Source organism: Arthrobacter sp. PAMC25564 (assembly GCF_004798705.1).
Classification (GTDB): Bacteria; Actinomycetota; Actinomycetes; order Actinomycetales; family Micrococcaceae; genus Arthrobacter.
Genome location: NZ_CP039290.1, coordinates 494,693 through 520,989, shown reverse-complemented (window position 1 = coordinate 520,989; position 26,297 = coordinate 494,693). Strand labels below are relative to the sequence as shown.

20 protein-coding genes and 1 pseudogene are annotated in these 26,297 nt (G+C 65.5%); 12 read left to right on the top strand and 9 right to left on the bottom strand.

Annotated features, from left to right (window positions below):
• Window positions 1-20: 20 nt before the first annotated feature.
• Both E5206_RS02370 and E5206_RS02365 read right to left on the bottom strand, forming a co-directional pair.
• Window positions 21-509 carry a DUF6328 family protein gene (locus tag E5206_RS02370; protein WP_136321091.1) on the bottom strand — a complete coding sequence of 163 codons (489 nt, stop codon included), beginning with the start codon at window positions 507-509 and terminating at the stop codon, window positions 21-23.
• A 51-nt stretch (window positions 510-560) separates the two neighbouring features.
• On the bottom strand, window positions 561-1,787 hold the full coding sequence (locus E5206_RS02365) for a multidrug effflux MFS transporter (RefSeq protein WP_136321090.1): 1,227 nt from the start codon (window positions 1,785-1,787) through the stop codon (window positions 561-563).
• Between the two features lie 236 nt (window positions 1,788-2,023).
• On the opposite strand from E5206_RS02365, the gene E5206_RS02360 reads away from it, so the two are divergent.
• On the top strand, window positions 2,024-2,320 hold the full coding sequence (locus E5206_RS02360; protein ID WP_136321089.1) for a hypothetical protein: 297 nt from the start codon (window positions 2,024-2,026) through the stop codon (window positions 2,318-2,320).
• Window positions 2,321-2,422: 102 nt separating this feature from the next.
• Here the strand turns inward: E5206_RS02360 and E5206_RS02355 are convergent, their stop codons facing one another.
• Window positions 2,423-3,778: a solute carrier family 23 protein gene (locus E5206_RS02355; protein WP_136321088.1), complete on the bottom strand. Its 1,356-nt coding sequence runs from the start codon at window positions 3,776-3,778 to the stop codon at window positions 2,423-2,425.
• A gap of 237 nt (window positions 3,779-4,015) precedes the next feature.
• Here E5206_RS02355 and E5206_RS02350 point away from each other — a divergent pair, with 237 nt between their 5' ends.
• From E5206_RS02350 to E5206_RS02340, 3 genes are all read left to right on the top strand, one after another.
• Entirely contained in the window at window positions 4,016-4,621 is a 606-nt protein-coding gene (locus E5206_RS02350; protein WP_136321087.1) for a malonic semialdehyde reductase, read from the top strand.
• A 166-nt stretch (window positions 4,622-4,787) separates the two neighbouring features.
• A complete protein-coding gene (locus E5206_RS02345; RefSeq protein ID WP_136321086.1) occupies window positions 4,788-5,333 on the top strand; it encodes a 2'-5' RNA ligase family protein in 546 nt (181 codons plus the stop codon).
• Window positions 5,334-5,441: 108 nt separating this feature from the next.
• Window positions 5,442-6,608, top strand: coding sequence for a GGDEF domain-containing protein (locus E5206_RS02340; RefSeq protein ID WP_136321085.1), 1,167 nt, complete (start codon window positions 5,442-5,444; stop codon window positions 6,606-6,608).
• Window positions 6,609-6,640: 32 nt separating this feature from the next.
• Here the strand turns inward: E5206_RS02340 and pgm are convergent, their stop codons facing one another.
• Window positions 6,641-8,302: a phosphoglucomutase (alpha-D-glucose-1,6-bisphosphate-dependent) gene (pgm, locus tag E5206_RS02335; RefSeq protein ID WP_136321084.1), complete on the bottom strand. Its 1,662-nt coding sequence runs from the start codon at window positions 8,300-8,302 to the stop codon at window positions 6,641-6,643.
• A gap of 151 nt (window positions 8,303-8,453) precedes the next feature.
• On the opposite strand from pgm, the gene E5206_RS02330 reads away from it, so the two are divergent.
• Window positions 8,454-9,050, top strand: coding sequence for a DUF4190 domain-containing protein (locus tag E5206_RS02330; protein ID WP_136321083.1), 597 nt, complete (start codon window positions 8,454-8,456; stop codon window positions 9,048-9,050).
• A 67-nt stretch (window positions 9,051-9,117) separates the two neighbouring features.
• Here E5206_RS02330 and E5206_RS02325 read toward each other — a convergent pair whose 3' ends face one another.
• A complete protein-coding gene (locus E5206_RS02325) occupies window positions 9,118-10,029 on the bottom strand; it encodes a glutaminase (protein WP_136321082.1) in 912 nt (303 codons plus the stop codon).
• 135 nt (window positions 10,030-10,164) lie between these two features.
• A complete protein-coding gene (locus tag E5206_RS02320; RefSeq protein WP_136321081.1) occupies window positions 10,165-11,778 on the bottom strand; it encodes a PucR family transcriptional regulator in 1,614 nt (537 codons plus the stop codon).
• Window positions 11,779-12,346: 568 nt separating this feature from the next.
• On the opposite strand from E5206_RS02320, the gene E5206_RS02315 reads away from it, so the two are divergent.
• From E5206_RS02315 to E5206_RS19800, 3 genes are all read left to right on the top strand, one after another.
• The gene (locus E5206_RS02315; protein ID WP_240690105.1) at window positions 12,347-13,792 is read left to right on the top strand and encodes an amino acid permease; all 1,446 of its coding nucleotides are present in this window, start codon (window positions 12,347-12,349) and stop codon (window positions 13,790-13,792) included.
• Window positions 13,793-13,857: 65 nt separating this feature from the next.
• Window positions 13,858-15,087 (top strand): hypothetical protein, encoded by a 1,230-nt coding sequence (locus E5206_RS19805; protein WP_346763463.1) that lies wholly within the window; start codon window positions 13,858-13,860, stop codon window positions 15,085-15,087.
• Complete coding sequence (locus E5206_RS19800) at window positions 15,035-16,687, top strand: hypothetical protein (protein WP_346763474.1); 1,653 nt, start codon at window positions 15,035-15,037, stop codon at window positions 16,685-16,687. Before E5206_RS19805 ends, E5206_RS19800 begins: the two co-directional genes overlap by 53 nt.
• 32 nt (window positions 16,688-16,719) lie before the next feature.
• Here the strand turns inward: E5206_RS19800 and E5206_RS02305 are convergent, their stop codons facing one another.
• Window positions 16,720-18,189, bottom strand: a complete 1,470-nt coding sequence (locus E5206_RS02305) for a peptide MFS transporter (RefSeq protein WP_136321079.1) — start codon at window positions 18,187-18,189, stop codon at window positions 16,720-16,722.
• 264 nt (window positions 18,190-18,453) lie between these two features.
• Window positions 18,454-19,055 (bottom strand): annotated as a pseudogene (locus E5206_RS02295) (maleylpyruvate isomerase family mycothiol-dependent enzyme).
• Window positions 19,056-19,522: 467 nt separating this feature from the next.
• Between E5206_RS02295 and E5206_RS02290 the strand changes: the two are divergent.
• The 4 genes from E5206_RS02290 (at window position 19,523) to catC (ending at window position 23,391) form a co-directional block, all read left to right on the top strand.
• Window positions 19,523-20,908: an aromatic acid/H+ symport family MFS transporter gene (locus E5206_RS02290; RefSeq protein ID WP_205759987.1), complete on the top strand. Its 1,386-nt coding sequence runs from the start codon at window positions 19,523-19,525 to the stop codon at window positions 20,906-20,908.
• A gap of 133 nt (window positions 20,909-21,041) precedes the next feature.
• A complete protein-coding gene (locus tag E5206_RS02285) occupies window positions 21,042-21,986 on the top strand; it encodes a LysR substrate-binding domain-containing protein (RefSeq protein WP_136321076.1) in 945 nt (314 codons plus the stop codon).
• Window positions 21,983-23,086 carry an enolase C-terminal domain-like protein gene (locus E5206_RS02280; protein WP_136321075.1) on the top strand — a complete coding sequence of 368 codons (1,104 nt, stop codon included), beginning with the start codon at window positions 21,983-21,985 and terminating at the stop codon, window positions 23,084-23,086. The genes E5206_RS02285 and E5206_RS02280 overlap by 4 nt, the downstream gene beginning before the upstream one ends.
• A 26-nt stretch (window positions 23,087-23,112) precedes the next feature.
• Window positions 23,113-23,391, top strand: a complete 279-nt coding sequence (gene catC, locus E5206_RS02275) for a muconolactone Delta-isomerase (protein WP_136321074.1) — start codon at window positions 23,113-23,115, stop codon at window positions 23,389-23,391.
• A 38-nt stretch (window positions 23,392-23,429) separates the two neighbouring features.
• On the opposite strand, the gene E5206_RS02270 is transcribed toward catC, so the two are convergent.
• Window positions 23,430-26,234: an AAA family ATPase gene (locus E5206_RS02270; RefSeq protein ID WP_240689894.1), complete on the bottom strand. Its 2,805-nt coding sequence runs from the start codon at window positions 26,232-26,234 to the stop codon at window positions 23,430-23,432.
• Window positions 26,235-26,297: the final 63 nt, after the last annotated feature.

Here is a 26,297-nt window from a genome sequence, read left to right as displayed (position 1 = left end):
CCCGGCCTGCGATGCCTTGGTCACTTTCGTGCCTGCCGGCGGAGCCTGGCCGGGAGATAGACCAGCAGGACCAGGAGCACGGCCAGCAATGCCGCGCCGGCGGTGAGCCCTGCAGTCCGTCCGGCTGCGACGTCGAAGACCAGGGCCGAGGTGCCCACGCTGAGCAGGCCGACGCCGGCCAGCGCCACCTTCGCGATCCTGTCCGCGCTGGACACCAGCGTGGATTTCAGGTGCATCCTGAACAGCCGCCGGTGCACACTCACCGGCAGCAGGATTAGGGCCGTGGTAAGCGCGGCCAGGACGACGTTGGCGAGATAGAGCGTTGTCTCGAAGCGGTCCAGGGTCTCGAACCTCGACTGGAACGGCAACGTCAGGAGAAAGCCCGCGAGGATCTGCACCCCGGTCTGCAGGACGCGGAGCTCCTGGAGCAGTTCGAGCCAGTTGCGGTCCAGCTGCTCTTCGACCGACTCATGCCGCCCGTCGTCGGCGGACTCCTCCGTATGGGACACTGGCACACCTCCGGGCGGGGCAGAACCGGTCTATGGGACGGCAGTCTACTCTCAGGCCAGGCGGCGGGCGGACAGCGCGGCCGCCACGGCCAGGGCCGAGCATACTGCCATGGAGATGGCCATCGGCACCGCCGACTGCTGGCCGGCCAGTCCGGTCAGCGGGCTCACGAGGCCTCCGAAGATGAACTGGACCAGGCCCAGCACCGCCGAGCCCGCGCCGGCCCGCCCCGGGGCCCGCCCCTGGGCGAGGCCCACGGCGTTGCCGAAGACGAAACCCAGGCAGGACTGGCTGACGAAAAGGTGTACCAGCGTGGGCCAGCCGGTGATCCCGGCCAGGACGAGACCGAGGCCCGCGACGTTGACCGCACCCACGATCACGACCGCCGTGCGCAGGATGGTGCCGGGCTCGATGCGGTCGAGCAGCCGGGTATTGACGATGGCCCCGAGGATGGAGCCGCCCGCGTTTACGGCGAAGATCACGGAGTAGCCCAGGGCGGAGAAGCCCAGCACGTTCTGCACCACGAACGAGGAAGCGGAGATGTAGGAGAACAGGGAGCCGAACGCGAAACCGAAGGTCAGGGCGTAGGCCATGAACGAGGGGGTGCGCATGACCGCCCAGGAGGTGCCGACGACGGCGCGCAGTCCACCGCGGTGGCGCTTTTCCGGCGGCAGCGTCTCCGGGATGACGAATAGGGAGCAGGCGAGCATCAGCAGGCCGAACCCGGAGAGCGCGTAGAACACGGCCTGCCACGGGGCGACGGTGGCAATGACCCCGCCGAGCAGGGGGGCCACGGCAGGGGCGAAGGAGGTGATGGTCGCCAGCACCGAGAAGAGTTTCGCTGCCTGCCGCCCGGTGGCGATATCGGCGACCACGGCCCGGGCGATCACCACGCCCGCGGCGCCGGCCAGGCCCTGGACCGCGCGCAGCGCGATGACCACCTCGATGCTGGGGGAGAGGACGGCCGCCAGGGAACTGAGCAGGAACAGCACATTGCCCGCCACCATGAGTCGGCGCCGGCCCACCACATCGGAGACCGGGCCCAGCAGGAACTGCCCGAGTGCCATGCCGACCATGTAGGTGGTCAGGGTCAGCTGCACCGCCGTGGCCGAGGTCCCGAAGTACTCGGCCATGCGGGGCATGGACGCCAGGTACATGTCCGTGGCCATCGGGCTGACCGCGCTCAGGATGCCGAGCGCCACCACGAGCGCGACCCGGTCCTTGCGGCCGGAGAGGTTGAGCCGGGAGCGGACGCGGTCCTCGAGGTGCGGTGCCGTCATGGGTCATCCTTCGAGCGGGAAGCAGGCGGGGTGCCGGGTGTGCCGGAGCCAGTCCATGCTATCCCAGCGGAACCGCGGGAACGCCTGCGTCGCTGGGCGGGGGCATCCGGGGACGCATTGGTACTAAGTTTACTGACTATTTCCGCGTAGGCTGGAACTGTCTGCTTCGCCGGGCCATTCCGAGGGGCCTGCTTCGCCGGGTCCGGAGGAAGGCACCCATACACAGGAGGACTGAAATGACGCAGGAGAACCAGCAAGGAAGCCGCATCGAGGAGCCGGGCGGCTACGGAACGCCGACCCCCGAAGAGGAGATGCCGGGCGCAGCCGGGAACAAGCCGGACGCAGCGGTGCCTTCCACTGACGCCGAGATGGACGCCTCCAACACGGAGAAGCCAGACGCAGAGGGCCCCGTCTCCTCGGAGCCCGGCCAGGACGCGGCCGGCCTGCCCGACGGAAGCGGCACCGACCTTCCTGGCAGCAAGGCGCCGAAGGACCGTGACAGCGACGACAAGGAATCCTTCGACGCCGGCTGAGCACCGCCGTCGGACGTCCCGCCGCATGCTGACAACAAAGGCCGGCATCCCGTCGCTCTTCAGCGGCAGGATGCCGGCCTTTTGTCCGGCGCGGGCCAGAGGCTAGCGGCGCTTCCTGGCCGCGCGCTTCGCCGCGGCGCTCGCTGCAGCCTTGACCGCGGGAGGCAGGACGGAACCCTCGGTCTCGGGCTCGGCCACCGTGCCGCGTGCCTTCCCGATGGCCTTCATGCCGTGGTAGATCACCAGGGCGGCGGCGGAGCCCAGGGCAATGCCGTTGAACGTCAGGTCGCCGACGGCCCAGGTGTAGTCCGCGATGCCGATGATCAGTGCGACGGCGGCCGTGGTGAGGTTGACAGGGTTGGAGAAGTTAACCTTGTTCTGGACCCAGATCTTCACGCCCAGGACGCCGATCATGCCGTAGAGCATCGTGGCCGCGCCGCCCAGCACGCCAACCGGAACGGTCGCGATGAGCTCACCGAACTTCGGCGAGAAGCTCAGCACTACGGCAAAGATGCCGGCCACCCAGTAGGCCGCCGTCGAATACACCTTGGTGGCGGCCATTACGCCGATGTTTTCCGCATAAGTCGTGGTGCCCGAGCCGCCGCCGAAGCCGGCCAGCACGGTGGCCGCGCCGTCGGCCATCAGCGCGCGTCCGGAGACTCCGTCGAGGTTCTGTCCGGTCATGGCGGACACGGACTTCACATGGCCGATGTTCTCTGCGACGAGCACCAGCACGACCGGCACGAAGAGTCCCACGACGCCGAGGTGGAATTCGGGGGTCTGGAAGTACGGCAGCCCGATCCAGGCGGCGCCGTCCATCTTGGAGAAATCGACTTCGCCGCGCATCATTGCGACGATATAGCCCACCACGACGCCCACCAGGATGCTCAACCGGCCCAGGATGCCGCGGAAGAAGACGCTGACCAGGATGATCGTGGCGAGGGTGATCACGGCCGTGACGGGGGCGGCGGCGAAGTTGTTTTTGGCAGCCGGGGCCAGGTTGAGGCCGATCAGGGCGACGATGGTGCCCGTGACGATCGGCGGCATCAGCCGGTTGATCCAGCCCGCGCCGAACTTCTGCACGAGGGCGCCGATCAGGGCCAGCCCGACGCCGGCCAGCACGACGCCGCCGAGCGCGCCCGGGATGCCGAACTGGTGCTGCGAGGCCATTATCGGCGCGATGAAAGCGAAGCTGGAGCCGAGGTAGCTCGGCACCTGGCCCTTCGTGATGACCAGGAACAGGAGTGTGCCGATGCCGGAGAAGAAGAGCGTGGTGGCGGGCGGCATGCCGGTGATGATCGGGACCAGGAAGGTGGCGCCGAACATGGCGACAACGTGCTGCATCCCGACGCCGATGGTGAGGGGCCAGGCAAGGCGCTCGTCCGGCTTGACGACTTCACCGGGGCGGATCGACTTGCCGTTGCCGTGGAGCTTCCATTTGGTACCGAGCATGCTCATTGCCGGGAGCCTTTCAGAGAATAGGGCGGGGCGGGGAAGGAATCTTCCGCAGCAACTTTACCGCGCGGCCCGTTCCGGCCCGCGCGGTCCTGTCCTGTGCGGTCCTGTCCCTTGCAGGGGCATGTGCCGAAGGTCATGGGCGGACACGGGAAGTGGAGGACCGGCGCCGGGGTTGTAATTATGGAAGCAGAACGCCAGCCATCACCCGGATGCGCGGGCCCAGCGAAAGGGATGCGAATGACAATCGCCCATGACGAAGCAGCAATCGACGCAGCGGCCGTAGACGCAATCTTTGCCGAAGCCCGCACTGCCAACGCCTTCACCGGGGAGGTTACGGACGAGCAGGCGCGCGCCATCTACGAGCTGACCAAGTTTGGCCCCACCGCGTTCAACTCGCAGCCGCTGCGCGTCACCTACGTCCGCTCTGAGGCGGCCCGCGCCACCCTCGTGGGCACCCTCTCCAACGGCAACCGTGCCAAGACGGCGTCCGCGCCGCTCGTGGCGGTCCTCAGCTACGACACGTCCTGGCAGGAACAGTGGGACAGCTTCCTCCCCGGCTACAACGCGCCCAAGGCCATGTACGATGCCGCTCCGGACCTCGCCGCCGCCACCGGCAACAACAACGCCCACCTGCAGGCCGGCTACTTCATCCTCGCCGTCCGCTCCCTCGGATTCGCCGCCGGTCCCATGACGGGGGCGGACTTCCCCGCGATTGACGCCGCTTTCTTCCCCGACGGCAGCCAGAAGAGCTTCCTCGTGGTCAACATCGGCCTGCCCGGTGTGGACGCGTGGGGTGAGGCCAAGCCGAAGTTTGCTTACGAGGACGTCGTCCGCACCGTCTAAGGGTTTTCGCGGAGGTGCCTCCGGCACCATGGGGGACAGGCCGGAGGCACACGGGACGCAAATATGCGGTTGAGCGCAAGGCCTGCATCCAGGGCCACTTCACATCTTAGTCCGCAGCGGAGCCCGGGCCATAGGGCGTTGCGCGCTGCCGTGGCAGACTTGCCCCATGCGGAACCTGATCGTGGTGGCCTTCCTGGAGCCCGTCACCGAGGGGCTCGAATTCCCCCGGGATGACTGGCCGCTTCACATCACCCTGGTGAAGTTCGACGTCGTCGGGCCCCGGATCGCAGCGGGCGAAGGTGCGCGGGGTGCCCCCGTGGCGCCCCCAGCGGAGCCCGATCCGGGTGATCCGCTCGCCGAACGGATCGCCGCCTTGATGGACGCCCCGGTCGCGGCGGCGCTGGGTAGCCCGATGACCGTCGGCGCGGAGGCTGGCTTCGGCCGGACCGGGGCGGTCCCGGTCAGCCTGATTGAGCCCAGCGGCGCGCTGCAGACCCTGCATGAGGCCCTGGTGCAGGTCGTGGGGGCACTGCCCGGCCGGATCCCCACCCCGGGCTACACCCTCGGCGGCTACCGCCCGCACGTCTCCCACCTCCGCGAAAAGCGGCTCAGTGCGGGCGACGTGCTGGTCCTGGACCTGATCGGGCTGGTGGACATGGCGCCCGACGGCGGGCACGCTACCCGGCGGGTCCTACGGCTCTGGAGCGCCTGACCCGTAGCCCGGCGTCACAGTTTTCGGGCCGGGGTGCCATACTGGGGTCAATTGCGATGCTGGGTCGATCACTATCGGGCCATCGAGTGTGGACCGGGGGGTCACGACATGACGCTGGACACGTCGACGCTTCGGGTTGCGTTCGCTATCGTGTCGCTGACGCTGCTGCTGCTCTTCTATTTCATCACCTTCCGCCGGACCCGTGCGGCCTACAGTGGCTGGTGGTGCCTGGCGCTGACCCTTTTCCTTACCGGCTCCGCCGCGTATCTGCTGAACGGCACCGTGCACCAGGTATGGGCAAACCCGCTGGGGAACGTGGTGCTCGTTGCCGGCTCGGCCAGCGTGTGGGCGGGAGCCCGTTCGCTACGGACTGCCGTGCCAGGGATCTGGTACCTCGCGGCCGGTCCTGCGGCAGCCGCGGTGGCCTCGCTGCTTGACCACCCCGCGACGAACAACTGGGCCGGGGGTGCCGTCTTCCTCGCGCTGATGGCAATCCTGATCGGGCTATCGTCCCGGGAATTGTTCCTGCTGGACCACAGCTACTCCCGCGTGCACCGTCCCCTGGCCGTGGCCACATGCATCCTGGCCGCCTACTATCTGGGCCGTCTGGTGGCCTTTGTGGTGGAGGGGCGCGACGGCCGGATCTTCACCTCGGTCTTCGGATCCGCCGCAACCACCATTGTCTCGTCGGTGCTCCTCGTCGTCGCGTCCTTCTCGATGGCCGAGCTGAGCTACGAACAGCAGACGCAGGACCTCCGGGCCCGGGCGACGGTGGACGGGCTGACCGGGCTGCTCAACCGTACGGCGTTCATGGACCTTGCCCGGGACGAGCTGCGCAGGCTCAACCGGGCCAGGACCACCGCCACGCTGATCCTGGCCGATCTGGACCATTTCAAGTTGATCAACGACCAGTTCGGGCACTCCGCCGGAGACACCGCGCTGCAGGCCTTCGCAGACGCCTGCACTGCCGCGGTGCGTTCCACGGACCTCGTGGGCCGGTACGGCGGGGAGGAATTCATCCTGCTCCTGCCCGGAGTGCCGCCCGAACGTGCCAGCGAAATCGCGGCGGACATCAGCCGGCGGCTCCAGTCCCACCAGTCCACGCTGGTCCCTCGGCTGCCCACCGTGAGCTATGGGATTGCCGGCACCGCCCCCGGCCGTGTGGACCTTGAGGCGCTGGCCGCGTCGGCGGACGCGGCCCTCTACCGGGCCAAGACCCTTGGGCGGAACCGCTCGGTGCTGGCCGCGAGTCTCCTCGAGGACAAATCAGCCTGACGGCGGCCCGCCCGCGGGGCGGCGCCTGAGCCCTAGGAAATGACCCCGTCCACGAGTGCCTTGGCCTCGGCCTGGACCTGCTTGAGGTGCTCCGCGCCCTTGAAGGACTCGGCGTAGATCTTGTAGACGTCCTCGGTGCCGGATGGCCGCGCCGCGAACCAGGCGTTCTCGGTGACCACCTTGAGCCCGCCGATGGCCGCGCCGTTGCCGGGCGCCTCGGTCAGCTTGGCGATGATGGGTTCGCCTGCCAGTTCCGTTGCGGTGACGTCCGACGACGACAGCTTGCCCAGCGCGGCCTTCTGCTCACGGGTGGCAGCGGCGTCGATCCGGGCGTAGACGGGGTCGCCGAACTGGTCGGTGAGGCCCTTGTAGAGCTGGGAGGGCGACTTGCCGGTGACCGCGGTGATCTCCGAGGCAAGCAGCGCCAGCAGGATGCCGTCCTTGTCCGTGGTCCAGACGCTGCCGTCCATCTTGTTGAAGGAAGCGCCCGCGGACTCCTCGCCCCCGAAGGCCCCTTCGCCGGAGAGCAGGCCCGGAACGAACCATTTGAAGCCGACCGGGACCTCGACGAGCTTGCGGCCCAGGCTTGCGGCCACGCGGTCGATGATCGAGGAGGACACCAGGGTCTTGCCGATCACGGACTTCGGGTTCCAACCGGTCCGGTGGCGGTAGAGGTAGTCGATCGCGACGGCGAGGTAGTGGTTCGGGTTCATCAGCCCGCCGTCCGGTGTGACAATGCCGTGCCGGTCGGCGTCGGCGTCGTTTCCGGTCGCGATGTCGAACGGCGTCTTGCCGGAACTGTCGGCGGCCATCCGGCTGATCAGCGACGCCATGGCCGAGGGCGAGGAGCAGTCCATCCGGATCTTCTCGTCCCAGTCGAGGGTCATGAAGGCCCACTGGGGATCGACGGTGGGATTCACTACGGTGAGGTTCAGGTGGTGGCGTTCGCCGATTTCGCCCCAGTAGTCCACGGACGCGCCGCCCATGGGATCGGCGCCGATCCGCACGCCGGCCTCGCGGATGGCAGTCAGGTCCAGTACCGAGGGGAGGTCGTCCACATAGCTGCTGAGAAAGTCGAACTTGCCGGTGGTGTCGGCGGCCAGGGCGTCCGCCACGGGTATGCGCTTGACTCCGCGGAGCCCGTTTTCCAGCAATTCGTTGGCGCGGTTGGCGATCCATCCTGTGGCGTCGGTGTCCGCCGGGCCGCCATGGGGGGGGTTGTACTTGAAGCCGCCGTCGCCGGGAGGGTTGTGGCTGGGGGTGACCACGATGCCGTCGGCCTGCGGTGCCCCGGCCGGGGAGTTGTTGTTATGGGTGAGGATGGCGTGGCTCAGGGCCGGGGTAGGGGTGTAGCCGTGGCGGGCGTCGATCAGTACGTGGACGCCGTTGGCCGCGAGTACCTCCAAGGCGGAGTTCTGCGCCGGTTCGCTCAGGCCATGGGTGTCCTTCGCCATGTACAGCGGGCCGGTTATGCCCTGGCCCGCACGGTATTCCACGATCGCCTGGGTGATGGCGAGGATGTGGGGTTCGTTGAAGGACGCCTTTAGGCTCGAGCCACGGTGCCCGGAGGTGCCGAAGGCCACCCGCTGGCCCGGGTCCCCCAGGTCCGGCGAAACGTCGTAGTACGCATCAAGGAGCGCAGTGAGGTCAACAAGGTCTTGGGGTTGGGCAACTGTGCCCGCGCGGCTAGCCATGGCACCAGCATGCCAGACGACGGCGGACGGCAACACGATTTAGGCGGAATCCGGTCCCTGTGACGCGGAAAATATCCTGCTCTTTGGTTCGGGGCGGCGGTACCCTGAGTCCAGAGACTTCACGAGGGGACGATCCACGGGGTGACGATCCATGACTGACCAGCCGAAACAGGGTAACGACGGGATGCCGGAGGGCTACGGACCGCCGCCCCATATCCCGGCCCAGGATCCGTACGGCCAGCCGGGAAGCCCCTATGGCACCGCCTACGGTGCGCCGACCCCGCAGCCGTACGGCGCACCGACCCCGCAGCCGTACGGCGCACCGACCCCGCAGCCGTACGGCGCACCGACCCCGCAGCCGTACGGCGCACCGACCCCGCAGCCGTACGGCGCACCGACCCCGCAGCCGTACGGCGCACCGACCCAGCAGCCGTACGGCCAGCCGGGAAGCACCTACAACGCGTACGGCCAGCCGGGCTACTACGGGGTGCCGCCCGCGCCCAAGAGCCTGAGCATCGCGAGCCTGTGCTGCGGCATCGCCGTGTTCCTGGGGTTCGGGTTCTTCATCCTGACGCAGATCGCCGCGGTCATCCTGGGGCACCTGGCCTTGACCCGGGAGCCTGCCGGCAAGGGCATGGCCATTGCGGGCCTTGTTCTGGGCTACGTGGGAATCGCGATCACCGTGCTGGTAATCGTGATCTTTTCGCTGGCCATGGGCAGTGCCAGGTATCGCGGCTACGGCGCCTAAAGCCGGCTTCCAGCACCGGAGGCTTTTTGCCACCGCCAACTGCCAGCCCGATCTGTCGGTTCCGAAGTCAGAAAATGGACAGGCCGGTTCGCGTGGTGAACTCGTCGAGGGCGGCGACTCCTGCAACGGAATTTCCCGAACGCCCAAGCCCGGGGCTCCATACACAGATGGTGCAGTTGTTGGGCACCACAGCGATGATCCCGCCGCCTACACCGCTCTTGCCGGGAAGGCCCACGCGGTAGGCGAATTCACCTGCGGCATCGTAGGTTCCACAGGTAAGCATCACTGCATTGATTCTCTTGGTCTGGGCCGGGGAAAGCAGGGCAGTGCCGTCTGCGCGTAGCCCGTTGCGGGCCAGGAATCTGCTGGCCAACGCCAGATCGGTGCAGCTCATCGCCAAGGAACACTGACTAATGTAGGCGTCGAGGACTTCTTCCACCGGGTTGTCCAGGTTTCCGCAGCTGGCCAGGAAGTGCGCCAGCGAGGCATTCCGGTTGCTGTTCCGGGCCTCCGAATCGGCCACTATGGAGTCGATCTGGATCGAGCCGTTTCCGCTTTCGGTCCGGAGCAGATCGCGAACAGCCGTGGAAGCGTCCTGGGAGACGCTCAGGAGCCTGTCCGTGACCACGAGTGCGCCCGCGTTGATGAAAGGGTTACGGGGAATGCCGTCCTCGTGCTCAAGCTGAACCAGCGAATTGAACGGATTGCCGGACGGCTCCCGGAACACGCGCTTCCAGATCCTGTCGCCGTCGCCGGCGAGCACCAGCGCCAGCGCATACACCTTTGAAATGCTCTGGATCGAGAATGCCATTTCCGAGTCCCCGGAGGAGAACACTTCCCCATCGCCGGTTGCTACAGAAATTCCGAAGTGATCGGCCCGCACTGAGCCGAGCTCGGGGATATAGCCCGCTACTTCCCCCTGGCCGATATGGGGTTTGATCGAGCCGACGATATCGTCCAGCAGGTTTTGGATGTCCATGATTCTCTACTTCTGTTTCGGGGGATGTGCACGTGCTGGCAGGGATGACCACGTGCGTAATCGCGGTGATTGCTGGATGAATTGTTGATACTTTCAGCCGGCTGCCGGGGCGAGCTCTCCGTGGCTTACAGACTGTTACCGGTTTTCGGATTCCGTCCAGAGCCGGATTTGAAGATGGGCGAGTAACCGCTGGCCCGGATCCTGGAGGTCGATGCCCGCGACCTCGCAGGATCGGCGGAGCCGGTAGTGGACAGTGTTCCGGTGGATCAGGAGCTGCTCAGCGCACTGGTTCACGTCGCCGAAGGACTCGAGGTATGCCAGCAGCGTGATGGCAAATTCGGGGTATCGCGCGCAGAGCAGCGTGATGCCTTTGTGGCGAAGACGGTCATTGGAACCGATCAGTTCAAGCAATTCGTTGACCAGGACCGTCGTCTCCACCTCGCTGAAAGAGGCCACGCGCATGGACGGAGTGTCCTTGAGGACCTTCAGCACGTTGCGGACGTGTTCAAGCGAAGTATGCAGGCGGTCCAGCCGCTCGACTACGGGTCCGATGGCAGCCTGCACCTGTAGGCCAAGGTGGGTGCCGGCGTCTCTGACAATCAAATTGACGAGCCTGCTGATAGCCGCGGGTGACTTATCCGGGTCCAGATCCGGCAAGATGATTGCTGTCTCGAGTCCAAGCGTGCCCACTACGGCGCCGTGCCTGAAGGCGGCGGTATGAATGGAGATCAGGTTGGCCAGCTCTCCCCGTCTCAGCTGCAGTCCGGGGGCTGCCTGATTCAGGCCACCTGATGAAACGAGCACAAGGGCTGCAGGCTTGGACGGATCGAGCCCTGCGGATTGGGCCTGGGAATGACTCTGGGCAGTGCTGCTGAGCAGGCTTGAAACACGGTCCCGACGCATGGACTGGGATTGTTCATTGCGGTGCCGCACCAGTTCGATTGCTGCATGGCGGGCAGATCCCACCAGGATCCTGTCGGTGTTGGGAGCAAGGCCTTCGGTTCCTTCCTGCAGCCAGATGTAGCCCAGAACCCTCCGACCTGCATGAATGGCAATCGCGACACGTTCGCGGAGGCCCTCTTCAGGATTTGCCGGGATGTGGATTGGCGCCTCACCGGCCTGCAGGTGTTTGTAAACGCCGGATTCCTTGAGTAGTTTCTGGTAGCGCTCCGGCCCCCGTCTCGCCAAGATCGACAGCCTGCGCAGTTCATCCACGTCGTTGGACGCGGGGGAGTACGCCAGGACCCTGTTGGCGGTGTCCTCTATGATTACGTGCCCGTGCGCGAGCGTTGCCGTCGTCTGCGCGATCCCGAAGAGATCCCGTTGCATCAACGTGGAGGTATCCCCGGAAGGGAGCGATTCCCTGATGCGGTCAATCGCTATGCCCTCGATCTGGCCCCACCGCGTCGACGGCGAAACGGCAATAAGGCCGATTCCCGTTGGACGCAGGAGTTCCAGAACCGCCGCGAGCTCGCTATCGGTGCCCTTGACCGCTATGGCCACGGGGTTGTCCGGGATCAATTCCCGAATCTTGGGCAGTGCTGCCCGGCCCCTCGCGCCAACGAGAAGGACAAGCGCCCCCGGGCGGACAGGGTCCCTGTCCTCGGAATCAACGATGACTGTCTCGCTGACTCTTTCGTTGTCAGCCGCAGGAGCTATCAGCAACTGACCGTTATCCACACCGATGTCTTCAAGAATATCGCTGAGCGTGACACTGACAGCGACCCCATCGAGTTCCTCAGGTTCCACTGCTGCGTTCAGGCCCTTCCCCGTCGAAGTTGTCAATGATGGCCAGTGCCACAGCCATGAACGTTACTCGCCCATCGGATCAACAAAGTTGGCATCCGGCACAATTCTGCATTTGTGAATTTGTCGGCCCTGCCAAGTTAAATTTATCGCCCTGGATCTAGAGTTGGATACCGTCCTCCCATCGCAAAGGTGCGCAGGGAGCGGCAAGAACGCTTCAACTTTTCCACCGCTGAGCGCGGTACAGGAGTCAAAGGAGACCCCAGTAGTGACAAGCTCGCTAAGACCGCACGTCCGTTCAGTTTTGCAGCCGCGGTGACATTGAAGCGGCACTGAACGCTTTACCTCCCGCCTCCCCGGCCCCGCCTGGGAGGACCTCACACAGCGGGGACTTCGCCTCGCAAATCGGCGAGCAGGACCTTCCTTGGCGGTACTTCGTCCTGCCCCGGCTGACACTCGCTTGTCTCCTCCAACAAATTTTGGGAATCTCATGAAAACCAACGACTTGGATCCACAGCTAGACCGGGCGGATGCCCTAGAGAACAGCAGGGAACTGCTCGGCGACAGATTGATGGCCGCGCAGGATTTCTCCAACGAGGAAACCGGCTACCACAAGACCCTCAAGCCCCGGCAGATCCAGATGATCGCGATCGGCGGTGCCATCGGCACGGGGTTGTTCATGGGCGCCGGCGGCCGGCTCAACGGTTCAGGACCGGCGTTGATCCTGGTTTATGCCGTCTGCGGCTTCTTCGCTTTTCTCATCCTGCGCGCGCTGGGTGAGTTGGTGCTCTACCGCCCGTCGTCGGGATCCTTTGTTTCCTACGCACGGGAGTTCTACGGCGAAAAAATGGCGCACACCGCTGGGTGGCTATACTTCCTCAACTGGGCGATGACCTCCATCGTGGACGTAACAGCCGTGGCCCTCTACGTGAAGTTCTGGGCGCCGTACTGGGAGCCGGTCCGGGACGTTCCGCAGTGGCTGATCGCCTTGGTTGCACTGGTTGTGGTGCTCGGACTGAATCTGGTTTCGGTCAAGGTATTCGGTGAGATGGAGTTCTGGTTTGCACTGACCAAGGTTGCCGCGCTTGTCGCGTTTCTCATCGTCGGCGTGTGCTTCATCGTCCTGGGCGGCAAGACCGACGTCGGAACACCGGGTTTTGGCGTCATCCTGGACAACGGCGGGGTGTTCCCCACCGGGGCTGTGGCGCCTCTCTTGGCCATCAGCGGCGTCGTGTTTGCCTACGCGGCGATTGAACTCGTCGGTACCGCCGCGGGCGAAACAGCGAATCCGGCAAAGGTCATGCCCAAGGCCGTCAACACGGTAGTTGTGAGGATTGCCGTCTTCTACGTCGGATCCGTCCTGTTGCTGTCCATGTTGCTGCCGTTCACGGCATACAAGGCCGGCGAATCTCCCTTCGTGACGTTCTTCTCCCATTTGGGTTCCGCAGAAACCGGAGCAGTCTCGGCCTCGATCATGAACTTCGTGGTCCTCACGGCCGCTTTGTCCAGCCTTAACGCCGGGCTGTACTCCACGGGCCGGATTCTACGGTCCATGGCGGTCAACGGATCGGCTCCCGCTTTCACAGCCAGGATGAGCCGGAACGGGGTCCCCTACGGCGGGATCCTGCTCACCGCCGTCGTCACCCTTGTCGGTGTGGGACTGAACGCCTTGGTGCCGTCGCAGGTCTTTGAGATCGTGTTGGAGATATCGGCCGTGGGAATCATCGGCGGGTGGGGAACCATCATCCTCTGCCACATCAGACTTCAGAAATGGGTCAGGCAGGGCAGGGCACAACGTCCATCGTTTCGGCTTTTCGGTGCGCCCTACACCTCCTATCTCACGCTCGGCTTCCTCGCCTTCGTCCTGGTGACGATGGGTTTCTCGGAAACCGGCCGCTGGGTGCTGGCGTCCCTTTTGCTTCTGATCCCGCTGCTGTCCCTTGGCTGGTACGCATCCCAGCGGCGGAGACGGCACTCTGACGCGACGGCGGCTGCTCATCTGGAGACGACTCCCTAGGCAACGTCCCAGAACGAACACGCATTCCACCCCGGACTCTACGAGAAAGCATGAAAATCCAAGACATGAACAATGACGCCGCCTCCTCATCACATCGCGTCGAACCGGAAATGAGCACCCCGAGCCGGGCCTGGCGCGTCCGTGCCGACGCGTGGGATTTCCTCGGCTACGCCATGAAACAGTTGAGCGCGGCAGACTCGTCCCCGGGAAACCAGAACGGCCTTCATGGCCAGGTTCGGCGGGCCCTCGGATTGCTGGACGCCATCGAGCTGTACTGGTCGTCTCCAGGGCTGGAGGCCGTGGCCCGCTTGCGCCGCTGCATCAGCGCAGGTGACTACGGCGAGGCTTTTGACCTGGTGGAAAGGGTCAAGCGCCGGGTGTGCCGTATCCAGTCTGCGCCGGAACAGTTCCAACACGGCCTGGAGCCGCACGTCCCGGTCGAAAACGGGGCCCCGGAAGGACCTGAGCTGTTTCCGGACCGGCCCACGTTCGAAGTGCTGGTGGTTGACGACATCACAGAGCAGGAAGCGGAGGCACTGAAGAGCGACATGCTCGGCCAGCGCAGGCCGGCGGATGCCTTCAGCTACGAAGTCAACGTTGTTCCTTCCTATGAGGACGCACTCATTGCGGTCCTGCTCAATCCCGACATCCAAGCGTGCGTCCTCCGGCCAGGCTTCACCAACCATAGCGGCCAGCCGACAGGAACGGACCTGTTGCAGTTCCTCGCCCGGCACCTCGAGGACGATCTTGAAGCCCTCCGCCCCATCGACCGGATTTTGCGGCTGGCCGAACGGATCGCCGGGCTCCGGCCAGAGCTGGACGTCTATCTTGTGGCGGGCGTTGCCATCGAAGGCCTTGCAGGCTCGTTGACCCGCAGGTTCGCCAGGATCTTCCGGCGCGAGGATCGCCTGGATCTGCATCTGTCCTTGCTGGCTGGAGTGGCGGACCGCTACGAGACGCCGTTCTTCACGGCGTTGCAGGAATACAGCCGCCGACCAGCCAGTGTCTTCCATGCCCTCCCGATTTCCCGCGGCGGTTCCGTTGGCAACTCACCGTGGATCAAGGACATGGCCGATTTTTACGGGCTGAACCTGCTTCTGGCTGAAACATCGGCCACCTCCGGGGGTCTCGACTCCCTGCTGGACCCGCACGGTTCAATCAAGAAAGCCCAGACGCTGGCGGCACGGGCGTTGGGCGGAGAAGACATTCTTCGTCACCAACGGAACCTCCACCGCGAACAAGATCGTCCACCAGTCCATCGTCGCCCCTGGCGACGTAGTCCTGGTCGACCGTAATTGCCACAAGTCCCACCACTACGCCTTGATGCTCTCCGGTGCGCAGGTGGCCTATCTCGATGCCTACCCGTTGGACCAGTACTCCTTTTACGGGGCCGTGCCGCTGGCCAGCATCAAGAAGATGCTCCTTGACTACCGGCGTGCGGGGCGGCTGGATGACGTCAAAATGATCGCCCTGACAAACTGCACTTTCGACGGCATTGTCTATGACGCCGAGCGGGTCATGGAGGAGTGCCTGGCCATCAAACCTGACCTGGTGTTCCTGTGGGATGAAGCCTGGTTCGCCTTCGCGGGTTTCCACCCCGTCTACCGGCGCCGGACAGCAATGGCGGCGGCCAGGAAGCTTGAGTCCGAATTCAGGGATCCCGATTTTGCGCTCCGTCACGCCGAACAGGCTGAATCGCTTTGGGACCAGGAAACGGGGGAACCAGCCGATGACGAGGCCTGGCTCAGGACCCGGCTGATCCCGGATCCGGCCAAGGCGCGGCTTCGGGTCTACGCCACCCAGTCAACGCACAAGACCCTGACGTCTTTGCGGCAAGGATCCATGGTTCACGTGTTCGATCAGGACTTCGAGCATCTGAACGGAGAGGCATTCCGCGAAGCCTATATGACGCATACGTCGACGTCGCCGAACTACCAGATCCTCGCCTCACTCGACATTGGCCGGCGCCAGGTGGAGTTGGAGGGCTATTCGCTGGTGCAGAAGCAGGCTGATCTTGCGGTCAGCATCGCCCAGGCCGTGGCCCGGAATCCGCTGCTGAAAAAGTACTTCCGGGTCCTGGGATCGAGGGAGCTCATTCCGGCCGAATACCGGGAAACGGATTGCTCCATGCCGCTTAGCCAAGGTCTGTCTGTCCTTGACGAGGCCTGGCGGCGGGACGAATTCGTGGTCGACCCCAGCCGCCTGACGCTGGACATCGGACTGACCGGAATCGACGGTGACACTTTCAAACACGATCACCTGATGGACAAATACGGGATACAGGTCAACAAGACCTCCCGCAACAGCGTGCTCTTTATGACCAACATCGGCACGTCGCGCAGCGCCGTTGCGTATCTCGTGGAGGTGCTCGTCAAGCTCGCCGAATCTTTCGATACGGAGCAGCGGACCCTTGGTCCGCGTGGGCTGACGGCACGCGCTGCCCGTGTAAGCGCCCTCAGCAGCGCACCGCCCGCGCTCCCGGATTTCAGCCGGTTCGCCGATCGCTTCCGGCATGACGACGCGACGCCTGACGGGAACCTGCGGGCCGCCTACTTCGAGACCTACAAGGCCGGCGCGACTGAATACATGGCGCCGGACGAGCTGGACAGAAGGGTCTCCTCGGGAGCCGAAGTGGTCTCCGCCGGCTTCGTGACGCCGTATCCGCCCGGGTTCCCCATTCTGGTGCCGGGGCAGGTGATCACTGCAAACACGTTGAACTTCATGGCAGCCTTGGATACCCGCGAGGTCCACGGGTATGATCCTGACCTCGGCTTCAGGGTGTTTACGGAATCCGGCATGCCCGACACAGCGGGCGCCGGACATGGTGCGGAGGGACGTACGACGCCCGTCGGGCACGGAGCCGGGCAACTGCACTGCGCTTCGGTCAGTCCATGAGTGCCGCGAGCAGCCGCCCGGCGTTCATCGGGTCAGCGTACGCCGCCCATGAGTTTCCTGATCGCGGGCGAGGCGGCAGCCAGGCCCACGGCCAGAAGCATGGCGGTTCCGCCGATGCCGATGAAGTAGGGCAGCTCGTCCTTCGGGTTGTACAGGCCGGACAGGATGCCGGCCAGCGTGGTGCCCAGCGACACGGAGAGGAAGAACAGCGCCACCATCTGGGTGTGGAAGGCCTTGGGTGCCAGCTTGGTGGTCACGGACAGGCCGATGGGGGAGAGGAACAGCTCCGCCAGCGTGAACAGGAACAGGATCCCCACGAGCGCCAGCAGCGGGGTCTTGCCGCCGCCGGCCAGCGGGATGAAGGCCAGGAACGCCAGGCCCATCACGAACAGGCCGATCGAGAACTTCAGCGCGGAACCGGGCTGCTTGCGGCCGAGCCTGGTCCACAGGGCGGCCATGATGCCGGCGAAGACGATGATGAACACCGGGTTGATGGACTGCACCCAGGCGGCCGGCATCTCCCAACCGAACAGGTTCCGGTCCAGCTTCTCCTCCGAGTACACGGCGATGAAGGTGAACTGCTGCTGGAACAGCGCCCAGAACGCGGCCGAGGCGATGTACAGCGGGATGAACGCCGTCACGCGGCGGCGCTCGGTGGCACTGACCTTCCTGCTGCTGAAAATCAGGGCAAAGTACAGCACGGACGCGCCGATGGCCGCGTAGGCCATGGACAGGGCGAGGTTGCCGGCGTTCACGGTGCCGGTCACCAGCAGCACCGCGATGGCCACGGCGAGCCCTAAGAAGATCAGCCCGTACCGCGTGCGCTCCGCGGCGGGCAGGGGGTTCGGCACCCGGTGGGTTTCTGCGGGGAGTTTCTTGCGGCCCAGCGAGTAGATCACGAGGCCCAAGGCCATGCCGACGGCGGCGGCGCCGAAGCCCCAGTGGAACCCCTGGCTTTCCTGGAGCCACCCGGTGACCAGCGGGCCGATCAGCGCGCCGGCGTTGATGCCCATATAGAAGATGGAGAAACCGGCGTCGCGGCGTTCGTCCTTCTCGCCGTACAGGCTGCCGACCAGGGCGGTGGCGTTGGCTTTCAGCCCGCCGGAGCCGACGCCCACCAGCACGAGCCCGGTGATCAGGCCGGGAATGCCGGGCACGAGCGCCAGGGCGACGTGGCCGGCCATGATCATGATGGCCGAGCCGAACAGCACGCGCTCGGAACCGAAGAGCCGGTCCGCGAGCCAGGCGCCGAGGATGGTGGAGAGGTAAACGCCGCCGCCGTAGGCGCCGACGAGGCCGGCCGCCAGGCCCTGCTCAATCTCCAGCCCGCCCTTGGCGGCCGAGAAGTACATGTAGTAGAGCAGGATTCCCTGCATGCCGTAGAAGGAGAATCGCTCCCACATTTCTACGGAGAAGAGGCTGGCCAGCATCTTTGGGTGGCCGAAAAAGGAGGTATCGCCCTGCGTTGGGGCGGCGGGCCTGGATAAATGAGTTGTGCTCATTTACTTAATGCTGACAGTGTGACGCGGGATTGTCACATTCGGGCGGGCCAGGGGCAAACAGCCCGGACCATGTTTTGCCTCCCCTGCGCCGGATTTCCGAAGGCGTGCCGGGCTGGGCGGGGCTTATTCTCCACAGCGTCCACGGCGTTGAACATGATGACCTGCCGGACGGCTTTTCCGTCGGCCAGCTGGTCTGTGGCCTCGTTGATGTCGGCGCATTCGATCACGAACTTGGCTTTGACACCGTCCTTCGTTGCGGTCCGCTCACCAGGAAGGCAGTGCCGGCACCGGGCCGTCCACATCAATGTTTTCGGCGTCCCCGCGGGCCAGCCACTGGAGCAGGCCCTCGCGATCGGACACAACGTGCAAGCCGCCGTCGCCGATGACCCACTCGTCACGCTCTTCGGTCACGAGTGTCATTCCCGGGGCGCCCTTGGCACGCAGCGACCGCACCACGGCTTCGAGGGCGTTCAACAGCGAATCGGGGTCGGCCTCCTCGAGGGTCCAGGCAGTGTTGAGGTCATGGTGATGCACCACCACCTCGGCAATTCGAAGCGCCACGATGGAAGTGGCGGGGATCGTCTTGCCGCTCACCTGCACTTCCGGGGCTGCGAGCTCCCCGCCCAGCCGCTGGGCCTGCTCGGCAAAGTTCCGGGCGGATTCCCGCAGTTCTCCAATGAGCTCCTCCCGCGGCAGGGCCGCCAGGGCGGAGATCGCTTGGGAGCGGGCCTCGCTTGAGGCGTACAGGGTGCGTTCCTCACCGGAGGAAGCCCAATCGATGAGCTTTACCAGGGCGCGGCGCTGGATGCGACGTGGGCGATGACATCGGCCCGGGTCCATCCCTCGCACAGCGAGGGCGCGGTCATCTCCTCGTCGGACAAGGACGCGACGGTGGCCAGGAACATGTCCGTTTCCCTGCCCAGGCGGGACAGGTCTGAGTGCAGGCGTGCGCGGTTGATCATCCTGCCAGCCTATACACGCGTCCGAACCCGTACCAGCGTTCCTGCCCCGGCGTTCCATATCCAGATCGTATGGACTGATACGGTCCCTGCGCCCACAGGCCACGACGCCCAGCGGCTCACCGAAAGCCTTCAGGCTCGATTCGGCGTTTCTCTCTCGAATTTCCGCTAGCAGCCTTCCTTTACCAATTGAGTGCATAAAACGTTCCGTTGATAATCGAAAACATCTCAATACCACCCCGGCCAAAACCCGGACATTTACCTCATATGGCATGCGTCACACTTCTGTCAGGCTGGAAGCACTCGGAGGACGGCCCCTCGGATCCTCCCGGCGCCGCAGCGCCTCCACTTCGCCCAGAGAGGACTTGGGGACCGTGACACAATCGCATGTCGATATCGCCGAAAATCCACGAAAGGAGGCGCGCACGGCCAATTGGGTCGCCTTCATCATCTGCACAGCCCTCTTGTTTGACGGGTACGATCTCGTCGTTTACGGCACTGTCCTTCCGGGTTTGCTCGCGGACCCAAGCCAGATCGGACCGTTTGATGCAGCCGCAGCTGGCCTCCTCGGGTCCTGGGCCCTCATCGGAGTACTCGTGGGCTCACTGATCTGCGGCGCCGTCGGCGACTTTTTCGGTCGGCGCCGGCTGATGCTCCTGGGCATCGCCTGGTTCTCCGTCGGCATGTTCGCCACGGCCCTGACCACAAGCGTCCCTGCTTTCGGTGCCATGCGGTTTGTGACCGGACTCGGCCTGGGACTGGTCATTGCCAGTGCCGGCGCCACCATGGCTGAGTTCGCGCCCGCGGGAAGGCGGCAGTTCTACAACGCAATTGTTTATTCAGGGGTCCCGGCAGGCGGCGTCCTGGCATCAATCCTGGGCATCCTGTTCCTTGACAGCATCGGCTGGCGCGGCCTGTTCATCATCGGCTCCCTGCCGCTCGTCGTTCTCCTGCCCATTGCCTGGCGCAAGCTCCCGGAATCACCGCGTTGGCTGCTGTCCCGGGGCCGTGAACAGGACGCCCTGGCCGCCGCGCAGCGCACCGGCGTCCCGCTCATCGAAGAGCGGGTGATCCTTCAGGTGGGCGCCGCGCCGCACAAGTCCGGCTTTGCAGCCGTATTTTCCCGCCAGTTCGCCGTGGCATCCATTCTGCTGGGCCTGATGTCCTTCTCAGGCCTTCTGCTGACTTACGGACTCAACACGTGGTTGCCAAAAATCATGGAGGGCTACGGCTACGGGCGGACGTACTCCCTGTTCTTCCCACTGGCACTCAACCTTGGCGCGGTGGTCGGCGGTTTGCTCGCGTCCCGTTTCGCGGACAAGAGTGGCCCCCAGCGGGTCATCGCCGCCACCTTCGTACTGGCCACCATCTCCCTGACGCTCATGACCTTCAGCTTTCCGCTGCCGCTGTTCTTTGCCTTTATCGCCCTCGCGGGGGTTGGAACACTGGGCACCCAGGTACTGGTTTACGGGTTCCAGTCCAACTACTTCACCACCAATGCCCGGGCGGCCGGGGTCGCGTGGTGCGCAAGCGTGGGACGGCTGGGCGGGGTGCTCGGTCCGATCATCGGCGGCTGGCTCGCCGCCGCGGGGGTCGGCGGGTCCACGGCCTTCTACATCTACGGGGCAGTGGCACTTATCGGGGCCGTGGTGACCGTCCTGGTCCCCCGCCAGCGCAGGCTGGAGGAGGCCGGGCATAAAGTCGAGGCGATCGCCGAAAGCCGGGCAGAGGACGGCATCCCTGCTGGACAGCTCAGATAGTCGGTCGGTGGCTGCCCTGACAATATTACGTCTGCGAAATATACTAGTAGGGCTCTTTAGGGATATTCTTTGAATCAATCACGGGCCCAGGGCAGCACCATCGGGGCCGGTCGGGCGGAAGGACGGCATCACGTTGGACATCCGGCAGCTGAACTATTTCATCGCGGTTGCCGAGGAGCGGCACTTCGGCCGCGCGGCCAAGCGCCTGCATATGGCCCAGCCACCCCTGTCGCAGCAGATCCGCCAATTGGAGGATCAGCTTGGAGTCCGGTTGCTCAACCGCACCACCCGCAGAGTGGACCTCACAGCGGCAGGCCAACTCCTGCTGGACCGCGGACGGCAGATCGTCAACGACGTAGCGACGCTTCAGGCCGATGTCTATCAGGTCGGGAGGGGCGCCACCGGCGTCCTGCGGGTGGGCTTCTCAGGGTCCGCAACCTACGGCGTCATGCCCCGCATCGCCCGCCTCGCCAGACAGCTCCTGCCGGGCCTGTCCCTTGCGCTGCACGGCGAAATGCTCACGCCTTCCATGGAAGCGGGGCTGCGGGACGGCACTTTGGACGCGGCATTGCTGCGTCCCCCTGTTGCTTCCCAGGACATCGACTACCGGATTGTGACCCGGGAGCCGCTCGTCGTCGCGCTTCCCTCGTTCAGCGCCCTGGCCGTGGATCGGCCCGTGGCCATGCACGAACTGCAGGACCAGGACTTCATCGCCTACCCGCCCGAATCTGCGCTCTCCCGCACCACCTCAGACCTGTGCCGCCAGGCGGGCTTCCAGCCACGCATCACCCAGGTCGTAGGCGAGACCTCCACGATGCTGGCGTTCGTAGCCGCAGGGGGCGGGGTGGCCGTCATGCCGTCCAGCGTGCGGGCCTTCCAGCTCGAAGGCGTCGCCTACCGGGAGATCGAAAACGTCCCCGCGGTGGAGCTCGCTGTCGCCTGGCTGCGCGGGCACCCCTCCGCGCTGCTACAGAACTTCCTGGACGTCGTGGATACCGCGACTGCAGGACCCCCGGCGCCTGCCCCGGCCCCCGGCAGCGCGCCGTTTCCCACTGATGAAAGGCTTACCCGCTCATGAAGATCGCAGCCATTGAGGCGATTCCCTACTCGATCCCCTATCTTCATCCACTGCACTTCGCCTCCGGTTCCGTGCACGAGGCAGACCATGTGCTGATAAGGCTTCGCACGGACGATGGGGTGGTGGGCACCGCCGACACCCCGCCGCGCCCCTACACCTACGGTGAGACGCAGAAGTCCATCGTTGCGGTGGTGGAGGATGTTTTTGCCCCGCAGCTGATCGGCGTCGACATCTTTGACCGCGAGAAAATTCAGGCGATCCTGCACCGGACGGTGCACAACCAGACCGCCAAAGGCGCCGTGGATATCGCCCTGTGGGACGTCATTGGCAAGGCTCTCGGACAGCCGGTGACAAAACTGCTGGGCGGATATACTGACTCGCTGCGGGTCTCCCACATGCTCGGATTCAAGCCCGCACAGGAGTTGCTGGCATTGGCTCTGGAGTTCCGTGAGACGTATGGCATCAACACGTTCAAGCTCAAGACCGGCCGCCGCCCCCTTCACCTTGACATCGAGGCCGCCCGGGTATTACGGGAGGGTCTGGGTGAAGACGCCGAGCTCTACATGGACGCCAACCGCGGCTGGTCCGCCAACGAGGCCGCCGAGGTACTGCGCCGCACGGCGGACCTGGGCCTGCAGTTCCTTGAGGAACCCGACGACGCCCGCGAAGTCCTCGGCCGCCGCCGTCTCGTGGAGAACTCCCCCATCCCCATCGCCGCGGACGAATCTGCCGCCAACCTTGGCGAGGCCGCGCGGGAAATCCTCACCGGCGGCGCGAACCTCCTGGCGGTAAAGACGGCCCGGTCCGGTTTTACCGAGGCCGCCAAAATCGTCGGGATGGCCGAGGGCATGGGCATCGACGTCTATATCGGCAACCAGATCGACACCCAGGTCGGCACGGTCGCATCGGTGGTCTTCGGCGCCGCCTTCGCCCACACGGCCAAGCGCGCAGCGGAGCTGTCCAACTACCTGGACATGGCCGACGACCTTTTGGCCGAGCCTTTGGCCATCACCGGCGGGCGCATCCGTGTTCCCGAGGGCCCGGGCGCGGGAACCGCTGTTGACGAGGACAAGCTCTCCCTCTACCGCACAGACCGATAACCGCACCTTCCACCGAAAGGACATCCATGAAGTACCTGGTCCACATGGACGTAAAACTGCCCGTCGACCTGCCCGCCGACGAGGCTGCGGAGATCAAGGCCAGGGAGAAGGCCTACTCGCAGCAGTTGCAGCACTCGGGCAAGTGGCCGGAAATCTGGCGCGTGGTGGGCGAATACGCCAACTACTCGATCTTCGACGTCGGCTCGAACGACGAACTCCATGAGATCCTGCAGGACCTGCCGCTGTTCCCCTACATGGACATCTCTGTGGTGCCGCTCGCCAAGCACCCCTCCGACGTCAAGTAAACACCGGCGTGTGGGCTCAGTACCGGCTGTGTTTCGGGTCAGTCCTTGGCGCGGAACGCGGCCGCGAGTTCACTGCGGGAGCGGATTCCCATTTTCCTGTAGAGCCGCGTCAGGTGGTACTGCACCGTTTTCTCCGCCACGAACAGAGCCCGGGCCGCCTCCTTGTTGGTAGCCCCGGTCGCCACCAGCCTGGCCACCGCCTGCTCCTGCGCAGTGAGCTGAACCTGGTGGCGGCTGACGGCAGTGAGCACGGGGTCGGCCGGGTCGGGCATGTTCCCGACGTCGAGGCCTGTGGCCGCCAACTCCCGGTCGCACCGTTCCACGTAGGTGGCCGCCCCCAGGGAGTCGTACAGGTCACGGGCCGCGCGCAGGACTGTGGACGCCAGACGCCGTTTGCCCGCCCGCCGCATGCTCTGGCCAAAGGCAAAACTTACCCGGGCCCGTAGATACGGCCGGTTGAGCCCCCGGAGGTGGCCCAGGGATGCCTCAAAATGTTCCCTGGCCGTGTCGGGGTCCCCCTGCGCGGCCACGAGCCGGCCCCTGGCCCAGGCCATGCGCGCCAGGTCCGAGGGTATTTCCCGCTCGCGCGGCACGCGCTCGAACGCCGTGAGGAACGAGTCGGCAGCGTCGAGCTGGTCAGTCATGACAAGCGCGTTGACATATGTGTCCTGCCACGGCCAGAAGGACACCCGGTTCTCCGTCCACGGGTCCAGCTCCGTCAGCGGCTGCAGCACAGCCAAAGCGCTTTCATAGTCGGCCCTCGCCTCGTGAAAGCGGGCACGGGCGAGGCTTGCCGGCACCTGCATGGCACAGTACGTCCCCGGCTGCACCGCGGCCTGCGAAACGTAGTATCGGGCCCGCTCCCAGTCTCCGCGCATGGACCAGAGCTCGGCCGCGGTCCAGTAGAGCAGGGGGCGGATCAGCGGCATCCGCGAGGTCTCGAGGCGCACGGATGCGCGCGCCACGGTGGCGGCGGCGGCATCCCAGTTGCCGAGGATCAGGTGGGTGCGCGCCAGCCAGGCCTCGGCCCACAGGGAAATCCGCATCGAACCGCCGCGGTACTCCGTGGGAGCAGCGGACTCGAAGTTCACCAGCGCTGACTCAACGTTGTCAAGGCGCAGTGCCAGCCAGCCGGCACCCATCTGGACCCGCTGCTTCTGGGCGTTCTCGGCAGCGTGTTCGAAGGCCCGGTTATAGGAGGCCTCCGCCTCTGCCAGCCGGCCCTGCGCATACAGGCCCAGGCCGTAGATCGCCTCTGACTCAATGTGGGCGGGGGTTTCCGGCTGCGTAAGTTCCATGGCCCGCTCTGCCCAACCGGTAATCAGCGGGCCGTCCCAGGACGCTACCCCGTGCAGAACGAAGCGCTGCGCTACTTGCGCTGCGGCGGAGGGATCACGCTGCGGGTTGCAGGTCCGCCACGCCATCTCCAGCTGCGTCTGCGCGCTGCCGTTCTGTCCCGACGCCGTGGAGAGGTAGCCCAACACGGAGGAGCGGAGCGACGAGGACGGCAGGGCGTCCACGGCTGCGGCCCACATCTGCGCCTGGGCAATGTCGCCGGAACCCACCAGGGCATCCACGGCCCTCAGGAGCCTGTCGTTCCGGGAGCGGATGTCCCGGGAAAGCCGGGACGCGGAGAACAGAGCTGTTGAGGCATCCTGCCACGCTCCCACCAGGGCTTGGCAGCGGGCGAACTCCTCCAACTCCTCGGCCAGGGCCTCGTCTGCACCGGGCGTCGCGGAGACACGGTGGCCCAACCGTTCGCCCTCGGGCTGCACGGCCTCAGCGGCCAGCCGGTGCAGCGCAATGCGCCGGCTGGGAACGATCTGTTCGTAGATGGCCTCGGCGGTGCCAGGTTCAAAGAAAACGACCGCGGAACGGGCCTGATCAACAGACAACCCCAGCAGCCCGGCGCGGTGTCCTTCGTCCAGGACTTCCATGACGGACTCCACCCCGCTGACTTGGGAAACCTCTGCCAGGCCGGCGCTGCGCCCGAGCAAGGATGCAGCCTCCGCGATAGAGACCAGCCCCGGGGACGCTGCGCCGAGGATACTGCGCACCCGGGCACGCACCCGGGAAGTGGGAGGCAGCGAGGGAAACCACCTCTGCCAGGTCTCCGGCGGCAACTCGCGCAGCAGCTCCACGATCGGTTGCGCAAGCCCTCCGGTGTGCTGGACCAGGCGGTGGGCCGCCGTCACGCTGAGGTCGATGCCGAGCACCCGCCGGGCGAGATCCTGGACCTGCTGCGGGGTGAGCGGATCCAGCGGGATACGGGTGACCTGGTGGCCCGTGAGAAAGTCCAGCGCACCTGCGGGGACCCGGGGCGCGTCCTCAGGGTTGAGCGTGAGTACGAACATGATCCGTTTTCCGTGCAGCCGGCGCATGACGAAGGTGAGGATGCGCAGGCTCTCCACGTCGAGTTTGTGAACGTCGTCGACGGCGACAACTACGCTGCCGTGGGACTGCAGTCCTTCGAGATGGGTGGTGAGGGTCGAGGCGTAATTGACCACCTGGGCGGGGGTAAGAGCCGCGACGGGGCCCGCGGGCAAGGCCGGGCCGCCGTCGTAATCCTTTGCCGAGCGCGGCGGCAACGTGAGCATGAGCTGGGAGTAGCCGGCGAGGGCAAACTGCGCCTCCCATTCGTCGCCCGTGGCGGACAGGACACGGACACCACGGGCCACCGTGCGGCAGTGCTCAAGGAAGAACTCCAGGACGGCGGTCTTCCCGGACCCGGATGGACCGGTGATCACCACTGCGCCCACATTGCCCTTGCGGACCGTGCGGAGAATTTCCAACAGCTCCTCGAAGACCCCGGACCGGCCAAGGAGCGGCAAATCCTCCGCCATTTCACCGTATATGGAGCCCGCCGTCATGACGGCAAGTCTACCGGAGCGGGCCGCCCGGCCCTG

What these genes read in the sequence shown, in the direction of transcription:
- E5206_RS02270 (WP_240689894.1), bottom strand. Translation starts at nt 26,234, where the DNA reads ATGGCGGAGGATTTGCCGCTCCTTGGCCGGTCCGGGGTCTTCGAGGAG.
- E5206_RS02345 (WP_136321086.1), top strand. Translation starts at nt 4,788, where the DNA reads ATGCGGAACCTGATCGTGGTGGCCTTCCTGGAGCCCGTCACCGAGGGG.
- E5206_RS19805 (WP_346763463.1), top strand. Translation starts at nt 13,858, where the DNA reads ATGAACAATGACGCCGCCTCCTCATCACATCGCGTCGAACCGGAAATG.
- E5206_RS02360 (WP_136321089.1), top strand. Translation starts at nt 2,024, where the DNA reads ATGACGCAGGAGAACCAGCAAGGAAGCCGCATCGAGGAGCCGGGCGGC.
- E5206_RS02280 (WP_136321075.1), top strand. Translation starts at nt 21,983, where the DNA reads ATGAAGATCGCAGCCATTGAGGCGATTCCCTACTCGATCCCCTATCTT.
- E5206_RS02355 (WP_136321088.1), bottom strand. Translation starts at nt 3,778, where the DNA reads ATGAGCATGCTCGGTACCAAATGGAAGCTCCACGGCAACGGCAAGTCG.
- pgm (WP_136321084.1), bottom strand. Translation starts at nt 8,302, where the DNA reads ATGGCTAGCCGCGCGGGCACAGTTGCCCAACCCCAAGACCTTGTTGAC.
- E5206_RS02330 (WP_136321083.1), top strand. Translation starts at nt 8,454, where the DNA reads ATGACTGACCAGCCGAAACAGGGTAACGACGGGATGCCGGAGGGCTAC.
- E5206_RS02350 (WP_136321087.1), top strand. Translation starts at nt 4,016, where the DNA reads ATGACAATCGCCCATGACGAAGCAGCAATCGACGCAGCGGCCGTAGAC.
- E5206_RS02315 (WP_240690105.1), top strand. Translation starts at nt 12,347, where the DNA reads ATGGCCGCGCAGGATTTCTCCAACGAGGAAACCGGCTACCACAAGACC.
- E5206_RS02340 (WP_136321085.1), top strand. Translation starts at nt 5,442, where the DNA reads ATGACGCTGGACACGTCGACGCTTCGGGTTGCGTTCGCTATCGTGTCG.
- E5206_RS02365 (WP_136321090.1), bottom strand. Translation starts at nt 1,787, where the DNA reads ATGACGGCACCGCACCTCGAGGACCGCGTCCGCTCCCGGCTCAACCTC.
- E5206_RS02305 (WP_136321079.1), bottom strand. Translation starts at nt 18,189, where the DNA reads ATGAGCACAACTCATTTATCCAGGCCCGCCGCCCCAACGCAGGGCGAT.
- E5206_RS02325 (WP_136321082.1), bottom strand. Translation starts at nt 10,029, where the DNA reads ATGGACATCCAAAACCTGCTGGACGATATCGTCGGCTCGATCAAACCC.
- catC (WP_136321074.1), top strand. Translation starts at nt 23,113, where the DNA reads ATGAAGTACCTGGTCCACATGGACGTAAAACTGCCCGTCGACCTGCCC.